Origin of the sequence: Oxynema mangrovii CENA135, from assembly GCF_016632315.1 — a bacterium.
GTDB lineage: Bacteria > Cyanobacteriota > Cyanobacteriia > Cyanobacteriales > Laspinemataceae > Oxynema > Oxynema aestuarii.
In genome coordinates, this window is sequence record NZ_JAEOXH010000002.1 from 1,334,205 (window position 1) to 1,346,476 (window position 12,272).

Genomic DNA, 12,272 nt, shown 5'->3' on the forward strand with positions numbered 1-12,272 from the left:
GGTCTCATCCCCATCGTAGGGCTTGGCCCTTCCCGCAGGGTGGGGATGAGACCAGCTCGAGGAGTCCATGGATCCCGACGCTGATGCTTCGCATACAGCGCGGGACTTATCGCTCCCCGAACCCCTCAAAAGTTAAACTATCGGGATGGTGAGGGCGATCGCCTGTATTTTCCATCGATACCCCATTTTCCCTCTTGCCACTCCCCACACGCTTCGGACTCCCTTTCCCTCCCAAACGATTTTTCCCGAAAACGATATTTCCCGTCCCAAAGTGGGTTAACTTATGTAACGATTGCCGATTTTCAATATGGGGTACACCGCTCAATCAAGGTTTATGAAATTGATGCGATCGAACTTGAAAAATTCCAAATCTATGCGACTTACCCGCTTATTTAGGGTCATATTCCGGCTTTTCCAACAACTTTGGTCGATTTACCAGCACTCCTTACAAACGGTCTTCCGGAAACGACCCAGTTTCGCCGCCCAATTTGCGATTTGGGGCTGCTTGCTGTTACTCGCGACCAGCGCCACTCGCGCTTTCGCTTACGAACCGACCGCCTCAGTCCCGTTTACCCCAGAAACGGCAACCCAAATCGCGAGACCGAATCCCGCTTCCGTACCCTTTCCCGCGCCCCCGCCGATGGAGCAACCCGAGGAACCTGTCGTTACCCCCGCACCCGCCCCCGCCGCCCAGTTCCTGCCCAAAATCGGGGTCAATCATCAACACGAGTTTCGCGGGGCTTGGGTCGCCTCGGTGGTCAATATCGACTGGCCCTCGCGGTCCGATTTGTCGGTCAGCCAACAACAGGCGGAATTAATCAACATCCTCGACCGGATGCAAGAACTCAATCTCAACGCCTTGATCTTGCAAATCCGACCGAATGGGGACGCCCTTTACGCTTCCGAAATCGAGCCGTGGAGTGGTTGGCTGACGGGAACCCAAGGCAAAGCGCCGAACCCGTATTACGATCCTCTGGAATTTGCGATCGCCGAAAGCCACAAACGCAACATCGAACTGCACGCCTGGTTTAACCCCTACCGCGCCAAAATGGGCGGGGAAAAATATCCCTACGGCCCCAACCACATGGCGGCCCAATACCCGCAATACGCCTATCAATACGGCGATCTGATCTGGATGGACCCCGGCGCCAAACCCGTACAAGACCGGGTTTACAACGTGATTATGGACGTGGTGCGCCGCTACGACGTGGACGGTATCCACCTCGACGATTATTTCTATCCCTATCCCAAAGAAGGGATTCAATTCCCCGACTCGCAAACTTATAACGCTTACCGACAAGCAGGCGGAACCCTCTCCGTGTCCGACTGGCGGCGGCAAAATGTCAACCAGGTCATCGAACGCATCTGGAAAGGCATCAAAACCGAAAAACCCTCGGTGAAATTCGGGATCAGCCCTTTCGGGATTTACCGTCCCGGAAAAGCCCCCGGTATTGTGGGGATGGATCAGTACGAAGCAATTTATGCGGATGTCAAACTGTGGCTGGAAAAAGGCTGGGTGGACTACCTCGCCCCTCAACTGTACTGGCGCATCGATCCGCCCCAACAAAGCTATCCGGTTTTATTACAGTGGTGGAGCGATCACAACCCCTTCCGCCGCCATATTTACGCCGGAAATTATCTGAGTAAACTCGATGGTAGCTCTTGGCCGATTTCCGAGTTCGAGCGTCAGGTGGAAATCTCCCGCGCGAGTGCGGACAAGCTCTCTCTGGGGAATATTTTCTTTAGCATGAAGGTGTTTAAGGAAAATCGCCTCGGCGTTAACGATCGCTTCCGCACCAAGCTCTACACGACTCCCGCCCTGGCGCCGACTATGCCTTGGTTGGATGCCACGCCCCCTCAAAGTCCGACGGGGGTCAGCCTCAACGGTCGTAACTTGACCTGGAATCGGGATAGTTCCAACGAGGTGCGTTCGTGGACGCTTTACCAACAGGTGGGCAATAACTGGCAACTGAAACAGATTTTTAATGCCCAAACTACGAGCGCTAATTTAGCTCCGGGAACCTATGCCCTCTGTGCGGCAGACCGCCTCGCCAATGAGAGTGCTGGGGTTGTGGTCTCGGTTCGTTAACGGCGTCCGTCCCTATTGAAAATCGATCTTGCATCTTTGAGGTAGGCTCTGCGCCTACCTTTTTTGATGGTCGATCTGGGGTCGATCTCGTCCCGATCGCCCCAATTTGCAATAAATTTCGTTAACTTTCGCTAAGTTTATTAAAATTATGATAGAGGCTGACCGATGGGACGGGCGATCGCCCGGACGGCTTGGCAGTCGGCCACCAGATTTTTTTCCCATAACTTGCACCTTTAAAATTGGAGACTCGATCTCGATGTCCGAGAAAAAAACAATTTTTGAACAGTTTCTCGCCCCAATTAGCGGCTGGTTTGTCGATTGGGATCGCGTGCGCGAATTGAAAAGTAGTATCGATTGGGAGAGCGCAATCGATCGCTTCCGCCAGCCCAACTTGACCTATCCGGCGTACTACCAGCGTCAAAACTTCCACGGGATTGAAGGCGGTTACCTCAATGCGTCCGCCGCGACCTCTTACGACCCGATTACTCGATACGCTTTACCCCCTAACGAAACTTGGGTCAGAGAAAGCGTTATCCACTCGATCCGCGCCCGTCCGCGACGAATTCTCGATCTCGGCTGCGGGACGGGTTCGACGACGCTGATGCTGAAACAAGCATTTCCAGACGCGGAGGTGGTGGGGTTAGATCTGTCGCCCTACATGCTGGTGATGGGCGATCGCAAGGCGCGCGAAGCAGGGGTCGAAATCGCCTGGGTTCACGCTAAAGCGGAAGCGACGGGATTGGATGACGAATCCTTCGACGTGGTTGCGGCATCGCTGCTGTTTCACGAAACCCCGGAGGCGATCGCCCGCGCTATCCTCAAGGAAAGTTATCGCCTCTTGCGCGTCGGCGGCGAAGTGCTGATTCTCGACGGTCATCAGCACACCCTACGGGACAATCCGTGGATGATGGATATTTTTGAAGAACCGTATCTCCAAGAATACGCCCGAGGCAGTGTAGATGCCTGGATGGGAGCGGCAGGATTTGGCGCGGTGCAAACCGAACAGGTGTGGGGGTTGAACCAACTGACGCGCGGGGTCAAACCGATCGCCCCCGGAGAACCCCCGGCGACGGAAGCCGAACCGGAGCGAACCGAACCAACTTGGGCGAGTGCGCCGAGTTATTGAGTGAGAGGGTAAAGCGATGAGTATCAAAGCGGTTTTATTCGATTTCAACGGGGTGATCGTCGATGACGAACCTTTACACGAACAGTTAATCGGGGAGTTGCTGATCGAGGAGAATTTACGTCCCAAACCGGGGGAATTTCGCGAAATTTGCCTGGGACGGAGCGATCGCGCCTGCTTGCGAGAGCTGTTGATGTCGCGCGGTCGCTTCGTCACCGACGATTATTTAGACGAACTGGTGGCGCGCAAGGCGAAGGCGTATCACAAAGCGTTGGAGAAGATGGAGCAACTGCCAATTTTTCCCGGGGTGGCGGAGTTAATTTATCAGTTGCACGGCGCTCAATTGAAGTTGGCGATCGTGACCGGGGCGTTGCGTGCGGAAGTTGAGTTAGTTTTGCATCGAACGAATTTAGCGGAATATTTTTCGGCGATCGTCGCCGGAGATGACGTAACCACGAGCAAACCGCAACCGGACGGCTACCGACGGGCGATCGCCCGTCTGAATGATTGTTATCCGGACTTACACCTCAAGCCGTCTCAATGTCTGGCGATCGAGGATACCCCCCCGGGGATCGAAGCCGCCAAACGCGCCGGAATTGCCGTGGTCGGCGTCGCCAATACTTACCCGTTTCACATGCTCCAGCGCCAAGCTAACTGGACTGTGGATTACTTGCGCGACCTCGAACTCGATCGCATCCAGCAAGTTTACGCCCCGGTCGCTTGAAAGACTGGGGAAGCCTCGATCTAGCAGCGATTTTAGGAATTTTGAAAAAATTTTCGGCCAGCCCTTTCAATTTTTCTAAAGCGTATGCTAGGATAGCAAAGGTTCGGCCACGGGGAATTAGCTCAGTTGGTAGAGCGCTGCGATCGCACCGCAGAGGTCAGGAGTTCGAATCTCCTATTCTCCATTTTTTTACTGTCCTAGATTAGGTTAGGATATTAACTTTTGCGCCTATTTGGCAATTTGCGATCGTACCCATTCCTTGACTTGACGACGAGTGGCGAGTCGTCCATCTTGGCGATGGCGATCGAGAATTTGGGGAATTTCGCGAAGGTTATGCAGAACCACGCGATCGCCGCGAGAAGATGTTGTAACAACCATTGTTTGACCTCTTTACCTGAGATTTCAGCACTTGCGGATCGAGTCGCCAATTCAATAGTGAATTGTAAATCAAAAGGTGGTTGATGTTTAAGGGCGAGAAAAAGGTGAGAAAATTGGAGTTAGTGGACTTTGATTGCGAAAGGGCGATCGTGTCCCTCGATATAGGTTAGTCTATGATTTCTTTGTATTTGGAGCAGATTTATTAATCATTATACAAACACTAAAAATTATCTAAAAATACTATAGACATAGACTGACAAATACTTGCGATCCATTAAGTATTGGGACAATCGCTCTATAAGCCCATCCTTGTAAAGAAAACTTAACCGCGATGGCTCTCTTGAGTTCTCTCGAATTGGGATTCGTTTTAATCCAGTCATCTAATTGTTGAATCTGCTGCTCAATTTCTAATGACATCCTTTAATGTTGGGCGGACTAAACACGCAATCATTTTAGCAAAATATCTAATGCTTTGATTTTAAATCTAAAATGTAACCGCTATAGAGAGGGGAGTTTGTTTTCACAGCCTTCGGTTTTTTGAGTGGGATCTAAAGCTTAGAATGCTGGCTCCCCTTTTTTCTCCACAAGCGCTTCAATCGGTTTTTCGCAACACCTTTAGCCCCTCCCACTCAACTTTTGTCAGTCAATCAGTTTTTTAATTCAGGCTTTATGTGGTCAGTCTCCTTCTCTCCTGCCACTACCCCCTGAATAGTTACGAATTATCGTCTTGAATCTTGAGCAATCGCGGAATTAATTTTCTCGCGGTTGTAGCTAGAAAAATTGTAAATTACTGAAAACACAATGATGAACTGGAAACAAGTCTGTACAGGAACTTTACTGGGAACTCTGGTAAGTTCGATTGGCTTACCCAGTCAAGCCCAAGATACCACGGGAAAACTCAATCAAGCTATTTGTATGGAAGATTGGGAAGGCGCGATCGCGATCCTCGATCATATCATCCCAGATTATCCTAAAAGCCAGAATACCTTGGCAGAATATCGCGATCGCCTGCAAAAACTTTCTGAAACAGGTTTAAGCGAAGAACAAAAAGCCCAATACTGTTCTCCAGGACACCCAATATCACCCAATCCTAATCCTGTACCACTCAATGAAAACTCACTAACCCGCCGCGTTTCGAGATACTACGATGAAGAATTGTGGGATTACATCCATACCTCGCGCGAACCTTTCGATAGTGATGGTCGGAGTTACGAGGAAATCACGACTTTCGTTGAATTTCCGGGGAGAATTTCTAATCTCTCTTATTATTACAGTTGGAGTGCTGAGAATGGCACTTACTTAGCCGCCACGTTTTCTGACCACCAGTTGGAGGAGTTGTCAGCCGATGAAGTAATAGACTGTCAAGAAAACAATGAGTGCGATCGCATATCCCCTCCGGCTGAGTTTGAGCGCCTTGTTGAACGTTTTGAAGTAGGAATGAACGCTCAAGCGGTTTTACAAGCGATTGTGCGAGAATTGGGAAAACCTTCATTGCAACGGGAAACGGTTGTGTACAGTTGGCAATTCCAAGAAGGAGAGACGTTTTGTACCATAGACGTTGATTTTTCTAATGATAAAGTCATTGGTTCAAGTTTTGGCTGCGGAATGTTGCCAGAATCTTAGCTTTTTTCTGATTTCAATACCAGAATAGAGTGACTTTTCTATCTGCGGCTACAAATGCGATCGCGGAATTGACTTTATCGCGATTGTAGTTGGCAAAACTATCAATTACTAAAAAACACAATAATGAACTGGAAACAACTCTGTAGCGGTATTTTACTGGGAAGTCTGGCGAGTTTATTTGCCTTACCCAGTCAAGCCCAAGATACCACGGGACAATTGAATCAAGCTATTTGTATCGAGGATTGGGAAGGCGCGATCGCGATTCTTTATAGTGCAATTCTAGATTATCCTGACAGTAATATTACATTACAACAGTACACCGATCGCGTCCAACAACTCTCGACAACGGGCTTAAGCGAAAGACAAAAAGCTCAATATTGTTCTCCTGAACTATCAACATTACCCAATCCAACTTCAGAGGAGACTCCGCTAACCATCCTTGTTAATGGGTATTACGAAGAAATCGGGAATTACTATCGAACCCATGGGGATATTAGCTACGAGGAAGTCACGAATATCCTTCAACTTCCAGGCAAAATCGCTAATCTTGATTCGCGCTATACTTGGCAAACTAAGGACGACACTTACATATCTGCAACTTTCGCCAATAATGAGTTAACGGGTTTGTTGGTTCCGGCTGAGTTTGAGCGTCTTCTCGAGCGCTTTGAGGTAGGAATGAAAGACCGGGCGGTTTTGCAATCCATGGTACGAGAATTGGGAGAACCTTCTTCACAACGAGAATTAGTGGTGTATGTGTGGCAGTTCCAAGAAGGAGAAATGGTTTGTACCTTAAGCGTTGATTTTTCTAACGATGAATTTTCCGGTACGGGATATGACTGCGGGATATTACCAGAATTTTAGCCATCGCCTTATTTAGCTACCGCAATAAAGCTTTTCTGCTGTCGTGGAATGATTGTACCTTACAGCTACAAAGGCGATCGGGCGAAGCCTGCCACTTCGCGATCGCGGAACTAACTTTTTCGCTATTGTAGCTAGAAAAACTGTAAATTACTGCAAACACAATGATGAACTGGAAACAAGTCTGTAGCGGCATTTTACTGGGAAGTCTGGTAAGTTGTACGGGATCGCCCGATCGAGTTCTCGACACCACTGACCAACTCAATCAGGCTATTTGTATGGAAGATTGGGACGGCGCGATCGCGATCCTTGACGATTTAATTTCAGATTATCCTAACAGTCAAACTACATTAGGAGAATATCGCGATCGCCTGCAACAACTTTCTGAAACAGGGTTAAGCGATGTACATCAGTTAGATTATGACTGTACTAACGAATCGCTCCCCAAGACTGAAGAAACACCCCTCAGCGATCGTGTAGAAAGCTATAACGAGCAAATCGAATACGGGATGAGCTACGCTGAAGTCGCTACAATTATCGGTCGTCCGGGGAAAATAAACTATCTTTATTCCTCATATACGTGGAGAGATGAGCATGGCAATTTCCTCTTTGCTAGTTTTTCTGACGACCAGTTGGATAATTGGAATGTTAATGAGATTAGGGACTGTGAAGACAACAATCCTCGCTGTGTCGCTGTTGATATTACCACTCCTGTTCCTGCGACTGAGTTTAAAGAGATTGCAGCCCGTTTTGAAAGAGGTATGAACGCTGAAGCTGTTTTAGAACAGCTTTTGCAGGAATTAGGAGAACCCGAAAGTCAGAGCGAACGGGTTCATTATGAGTGGCGGTTCGCAGAAGCAACCGATCCCGATCCTAATAATTGCACGTTGTATGTTTATTTTAGCAACGTTAAAAGTGAGATGGTTAAACTTACTTTAAACAACGATCGTGTATCATTCAACCAGGCTGACTGTTTATACGATGATAGATAACAGCAAAAGCCCTTCTACCGTGGGAGAGGGGTTTGGGGTGAGGGTAATAAAGCTGAAATTAATAATGCTTGACATACTCCCGGTGCTGAATCAAAGATTACAGCGCGGGATTCTCACAGATAGTGATTCTTGATTCAGCGAGACAACGTATTGAATCTGATTTCTCATCATCAACAGAGGTCGGACTCTCCTCAAGCGTTCCCGGTCTCCCGGCAGTTTCCTTATGCCCTAAGGTACTGTTGTTATTCCACTCAACACCTAGAATGTTCATGCCCCTTTTTAAAATATTTAATGCTGCATTCGTATCTCGACAAATTTCGATCTGGCATTGAGGACATTGATGAGTTCTAGTGCTGAGTGATTTTTTCACTCGATGACCGCAATTTGAGCAGTCTTGGGAGGTGTAGTTAGGAGTAACAGCAACCACGGTCTTGTCCCAGATTTTCCCAAAATAATCTAGCCATTGAGTGAATTGATACCACGAAGCATCAGAAATCGACTTAGCCAAGTGATGGTTCTTAACCATGTTTTGTATCTTGAGGTCTTCGTACACCACGACATCGTTAGATGTCACTACGCATCGGGCTAACTTAACTGCCCAATCTTTACGTTGGCGTTGAACCTTCAAGTGTGCTTTACCTAGTCTGATTCTGGCTTTATGGTAGTTATTTGATTGTGGTTTTGCCCCTTTTACAAATTTTCTAGATAGTCGCCGTTGAAGTTTCTTAATTCGAGCCTCTGCTCGTCTTAAATACTTGGGGTAGATAGCGGCATTATCGTTCTGGTCTTTATAGAAATACTTCAGACCTAAATCAATACCGATCGCCTCTCCAGTATAGTTTCCCGGCTCAGACCGTACACTGTCAAAACAGAATTGAGCATAATAACCATCAGCCCTTCTCACCACTCTGACCCGGTTAATTTTAAGTCGGAATAAATCCTCTCGGGTTTCGCGATTACAAAACAAAGAAAATCGACCCGCTTTAAAGCCATCGGTGAAGTTAATTGCTAAGCAATCCTCTGACAGCTTCCATCCGGTCGTTTTATACTCAACTGAACGAGAATGCTTTTTAAACTGAGGATAACCTTTCTTCTTAGCGCCTTCGTGGCAACGGCGATAAAAGTTAGAAATTGAATTCCAAGCCCTCTCCGATGATGCCTGACGAGCCATTGAGTTTAACTTTTTGGCAAAAGGGAACTCACGGGCTAGTTCTTTGCAAAGCAGGGATAAACGAGCCTTATTGACATTTGGCTCGTCGCGCCATAGTCGAACTGCCTTATTTCTAATAAATTGAGCAGTTCTGATGGCATTGTCTAAGGCTCGATCTTGTACCTTAGAGCCGTTTAGTAGCTTGGCTTCTCTAACTATCATGACTTAATTTGACCGCAGAGAAATGCGGATAAGCACAAATCCTGCATTCTTTTTTGTGGGTGGCAATTCATCTCACCGCCAAATCAAAGATTATGGCGGGAGCCTTCTTGCAACATTGAAGTAATTGCAGAGTGTATTGCTCTTGAGCATATTCTTCAAACAGAGAGTCGAGACTTTCGGGTTCAAACAGATGCTCCATCAATCCCTGAACCATAATGCTGGTTGGGGTTTCTTGGGCAAAACGCTCGAAGGTGGTACTCTCTATCATGACTTTCTCCGCACTACGGCTTTCACTCTCTATCTTGTGATCGCCTCACCACCTTGAAAGAGCTGGTCGCCGACAGGTTACGATCGCCGATAGCTTTTGGCGGCTTCCGCCGGAAATGTCAAGTTCATTGTCCGATTGCCTGATTCGAGTGCTATTTTTTATGCCTTCCCTTTCTACACTCAACTCTCTCGATGCGAACGCTACGCCCACGCAACAGGCGGGGGATCCCTCGTCGAGTGCTGCGACCGAGCCGAGTTTATCCCCTTTGGAGCGATTGGCGGAGCGGATTCGTCAGGCTCATCGTCAATGTCAGGCGGCGATCGATTTCGGTCTCCTCCAAGCCCACGATGCGGGAGCTTGCTTGGTTCGCGCTCAAGCCCAGTTACCGCCGGATCGCTGGTCGGTTTGGCTCGCCGAGTCGTGCCAGATTTCTGAAAATACCGCTCAAACCTATATCGCGATCGCCCGAGGATGGCCGGGGTTGGAACTGGCGCCCTCGTTGCCCCCCGGGCGATCGCCCGCCTCCCAAAAACCGGACGGGTCCGGGGACGAAAAGAAAGGTGATTTACACTCACCTACTGCAATCATGGCCGAACCCGTGCTTAAACCCGTCGATCCGAGCGATCGTTCTCAACCATTTGACGCCAAAGACCCGGTAGCGCCCCCAACCTCGGCGAAACCGACCCCAGCGAAACGCTCCGATCGCCCCAAAGCCTCGGAAGTGTTCAGTTTCTGGATTCCCGGACGAGTCAGCCCCAAAGCCCGTCCTCGGGTGACCGCCAACGGCACTTATTTGCCCAAGCCTTACCGTCAGTGGCGACTGCGCGCCGAAGGGGAAATTTTGATGCAGTTGCAGCAAATGCATCCCCAACCGCAATTGCCGATCCAACAGGCGGCGGTTCAGGTCGTCCTGCACGGCAAACATCGCGGCGATGGCGACAATCTCGCCGGATCGATTCTCGACAGTCTGGTCGGCGCGGGGGTGTTGCCTTCGGACAGTCTCAAACATTTGCCTTACGGCTGCTGGCGCCACGTCCCGGACTCGCAAACCGGGGTGCAGATCGATATCAAGCCTTTACCTCCGGGTCGGTGACGACGGCGGGCGATCGCTGTACCGTGGCAGATTTGAGCGATTGGGGTTTTTGTGGAGATTTCCACAAACTCGCTCCCGAAGTCTTGAAAAACGTTGAAATTTGCAAATTTCTCTAACTAGACGATCGGTACTTAGGGTCTGTCATCAATTAAGAAAATTGACAAAAATAGTGAAATGTGTGTAGCCTGCTACCCGTTCACTCAAGATAGCTCAAAACCGGGATGAAACGGCGTTACGCTTTACGAGACGACCAATGGCAACGCATTGAACACCTGCTTCCGGGTCGTCCGGGTACAGTTGGGGTCACAGCTAAAGATAACCGTTTATTCGTCGAAGCCGTGTTGTATCGCTTTCGAGCAGGGATTCCTTGGCGAGATCTTCCCGAACGCTTTGGGGATTTTCGAGTCGTCCACACACGCTTCACTCGCTGGTCAAAAACTGGGGTGTGGGAGCGCGTTTTCCAAGTCCTCTGCGAGGAAGCCGATAACGAATATGCTGCCATCGATTCCACCATTGTGCGAGCGCATCAGCACAGTGCTGGAGCATCAGGGAGTTCAGCCGAAGAGGAAAATATCGGTCGTAGCCGAGGCGGGTTGAGTACGAAAATTCATGCGGTGGTGGATGCTTTGGGGAATCCCATATCTTTTTTTTAACTCCCGGTCAGGCCAGCGATCTAGTCGGTGCCGAGCGGTTGCTACCATCAGTGGAAGTCCAGGCACTGCTAGCGGATAAAGCTTACGATGCCGACGAACGAGTCAGACAACCGTTGCACGAGCGAGGGATTGAAGTCGTCATTCCCTCGAAAAAGAATCGAAAACAAGCCCACGATTACGATCGATTCTTGTATCAAACCCGACATCTGGTGGAAAACTTCTTTGCCAAGCTCAAACAGTATCGAGGGATTGCCACTCGTTATGACAAGCGCTCGGTGAACTTCCTGGGTGGCATTTACCTGGCTGCATCCGTGATTTGGCTGGCTTAAATGTCCGCAGGCGCTTTCCTCCACATTTGGTCACTTTTGTCAACCTACATAATTGATGACACGCCCTAGGGCGATCGCTCCTAAAATCGTGATTAGATCCTAATGAGATAACACGACAGCAACGGCAATGGACTCTTTAGCATTTATCCATCTGGCTCAAGCTTACGACGAACCCTTACCCGCCCCCGAGCCCGTCAAGGTCAACTGGCGCCAAGTCAGACGGCGATCGCTGCGCTCGATCTTGCCTTTGGGGATTGCCCTCTCTTTGTTTGGGGCGATCGCTCCCGCATTCGCCCTCCTCAAAGATGGCGATTACGGCGCCAAGGTCACTCAAATTCAAAAGCGCTTGCAAGAACTCGGTTATTTCCAAGCCGACGCCACCGGATATTACGGCGACTATACCACCAGTGCCGTCAAGCATTTTCAACGGCAAAATGGCTTGAAAGAAGATGGCGTCGTCGGTTCCCAAACGGAAGCCGCTTTGCAAACCACCTATCCGGCTACCCCCGAACCGGATACCCAACCCACGGTCAGACGCGGCGATCGCGGCGCCACGGTGTTGCGGGTTCAACGTCAGTTGAGTTCGCTCAAGTATTTCGACTATCGCAATATGGATGGCGTGTTTGACGCGGAAACGGAAAAAGCCGTTTCCCAATTTCAGCGCGATCGCGGTTTGAAAGTCGATGGCGTGGTCGGCTTAAAAACTCACACGACCCTGAGAAATCTCACGGGTTTGTAAAGCGACCCGCAAGGGAGGCGATCGCCTCCCT

The 12,272-nt window shown here is 49.4% G+C and carries 12 protein-coding genes and 1 tRNA gene; 10 read left to right on the forward strand and 3 right to left on the reverse strand.

All coding sequences use genetic code 11. The features are described 5' to 3' along the window. Positions 1-373: 373 nt before the first annotated feature. From JJD41_RS19360 to JJD41_RS19375, 4 genes are all read left to right on the forward strand, one after another. On the forward strand, positions 374-2,089 hold the full coding sequence (locus tag JJD41_RS19360; protein WP_200669109.1) for a glycoside hydrolase family 10 protein: 1,716 nt from the start codon (positions 374-376) through the stop codon (positions 2,087-2,089). Between the two features lie 256 nt (positions 2,090-2,345). Continuing rightward, positions 2,346-3,215, forward strand: coding sequence for a class I SAM-dependent methyltransferase (locus JJD41_RS19365; RefSeq protein ID WP_200669110.1), 870 nt, complete (start codon positions 2,346-2,348; stop codon positions 3,213-3,215). A 16-nt stretch (positions 3,216-3,231) separates the two neighbouring features. Then, positions 3,232-3,936, forward strand: a complete 705-nt coding sequence (locus JJD41_RS19370; RefSeq protein ID WP_168571223.1) for an HAD family hydrolase — start codon at positions 3,232-3,234, stop codon at positions 3,934-3,936. A gap of 111 nt (positions 3,937-4,047) precedes the next feature. Beyond that, positions 4,048-4,120, forward strand: a tRNA-Ala gene (locus tag JJD41_RS19375). Positions 4,121-4,164: 44 nt separating this feature from the next. On the opposite strand, the gene JJD41_RS19380 is transcribed toward JJD41_RS19375, so the two are convergent. Then, a complete protein-coding gene (locus JJD41_RS19380) occupies positions 4,165-4,314 on the reverse strand; it encodes a hypothetical protein (RefSeq protein ID WP_200669111.1) in 150 nt (49 codons plus the stop codon). Positions 4,315-5,115: 801 nt separating this feature from the next. On the opposite strand from JJD41_RS19380, the gene JJD41_RS19385 reads away from it, so the two are divergent. From JJD41_RS19385 to JJD41_RS19395, 3 genes are all read left to right on the forward strand, one after another. Then, the gene (locus tag JJD41_RS19385) at positions 5,116-5,937 is read left to right on the forward strand and encodes a hypothetical protein (protein ID WP_200669112.1); all 822 of its coding nucleotides are present in this window, start codon (positions 5,116-5,118) and stop codon (positions 5,935-5,937) included. 123 nt (positions 5,938-6,060) lie between these two features. Continuing rightward, positions 6,061-6,798 carry a hypothetical protein gene (locus tag JJD41_RS19390; RefSeq protein WP_200669113.1) on the forward strand — a complete coding sequence of 246 codons (738 nt, stop codon included), beginning with the start codon at positions 6,061-6,063 and terminating at the stop codon, positions 6,796-6,798. A 161-nt stretch (positions 6,799-6,959) separates the two neighbouring features. Further along, positions 6,960-7,787 carry a tetratricopeptide repeat protein gene (locus tag JJD41_RS19395; RefSeq protein WP_200669114.1) on the forward strand — a complete coding sequence of 276 codons (828 nt, stop codon included), beginning with the start codon at positions 6,960-6,962 and terminating at the stop codon, positions 7,785-7,787. 97 nt (positions 7,788-7,884) lie between these two features. Here JJD41_RS19395 and JJD41_RS19400 read toward each other — a convergent pair whose 3' ends face one another. Both JJD41_RS19400 and JJD41_RS19405 read right to left on the reverse strand, forming a co-directional pair. Beyond that, entirely contained in the window at positions 7,885-9,159 is a 1,275-nt protein-coding gene (locus JJD41_RS19400) for an RNA-guided endonuclease InsQ/TnpB family protein (RefSeq protein ID WP_200669115.1), read from the reverse strand. A 67-nt stretch (positions 9,160-9,226) separates the two neighbouring features. Further along, a complete protein-coding gene (locus JJD41_RS19405) occupies positions 9,227-9,427 on the reverse strand; it encodes a hypothetical protein (protein WP_200669116.1) in 201 nt (66 codons plus the stop codon). Positions 9,428-9,554: 127 nt separating this feature from the next. Here JJD41_RS19405 and JJD41_RS19410 point away from each other — a divergent pair, with 127 nt between their 5' ends. The 3 genes from JJD41_RS19410 (at position 9,555) to JJD41_RS19420 (ending at position 12,241) form a co-directional block, all read left to right on the forward strand. Continuing rightward, entirely contained in the window at positions 9,555-10,520 is a 966-nt protein-coding gene (locus tag JJD41_RS19410; RefSeq protein ID WP_234488925.1) for a RusA family crossover junction endodeoxyribonuclease, read from the forward strand. Between the two features lie 221 nt (positions 10,521-10,741). Next, positions 10,742-11,502 (forward strand): IS5 family transposase gene (locus JJD41_RS19415; RefSeq protein ID WP_200664346.1). Its coding sequence is split into 2 segments (ribosomal slippage): positions 10,742-11,168 and positions 11,168-11,502, totalling 762 coding nucleotides; the frame shifts between segments, so codons are not numbered across the junction. Positions 11,503-11,629: 127 nt separating this feature from the next. Beyond that, on the forward strand, positions 11,630-12,241 hold the full coding sequence (locus JJD41_RS19420; RefSeq protein ID WP_200669118.1) for a peptidoglycan-binding domain-containing protein: 612 nt from the start codon (positions 11,630-11,632) through the stop codon (positions 12,239-12,241). Positions 12,242-12,272: the final 31 nt, after the last annotated feature.

Bases quoted from the DNA above. Each gene is read 5' to 3' on its own strand.
- JJD41_RS19360 (WP_200669109.1), top strand. From the start codon at position 374: ATGCGACTTACCCGCTTATTTAGGGTCATATTCCGGCTTTTCCAACAA.
- JJD41_RS19365 (WP_200669110.1), top strand. From the start codon at position 2,346: ATGTCCGAGAAAAAAACAATTTTTGAACAGTTTCTCGCCCCAATTAGC.
- JJD41_RS19370 (WP_168571223.1), top strand. From the start codon at position 3,232: ATGAGTATCAAAGCGGTTTTATTCGATTTCAACGGGGTGATCGTCGAT.
- JJD41_RS19380 (WP_200669111.1), bottom strand. From the start codon at position 4,314: ATGGTTGTTACAACATCTTCTCGCGGCGATCGCGTGGTTCTGCATAAC.
- JJD41_RS19385 (WP_200669112.1), top strand. From the start codon at position 5,116: ATGATGAACTGGAAACAAGTCTGTACAGGAACTTTACTGGGAACTCTG.
- JJD41_RS19390 (WP_200669113.1), top strand. From the start codon at position 6,061: ATGAACTGGAAACAACTCTGTAGCGGTATTTTACTGGGAAGTCTGGCG.
- JJD41_RS19395 (WP_200669114.1), top strand. From the start codon at position 6,960: ATGATGAACTGGAAACAAGTCTGTAGCGGCATTTTACTGGGAAGTCTG.
- JJD41_RS19400 (WP_200669115.1), bottom strand. From the start codon at position 9,159: ATGATAGTTAGAGAAGCCAAGCTACTAAACGGCTCTAAGGTACAAGAT.
- JJD41_RS19405 (WP_200669116.1), bottom strand. From the start codon at position 9,427: ATGATAGAGAGTACCACCTTCGAGCGTTTTGCCCAAGAAACCCCAACC.
- JJD41_RS19420 (WP_200669118.1), top strand. From the start codon at position 11,630: ATGGACTCTTTAGCATTTATCCATCTGGCTCAAGCTTACGACGAACCC.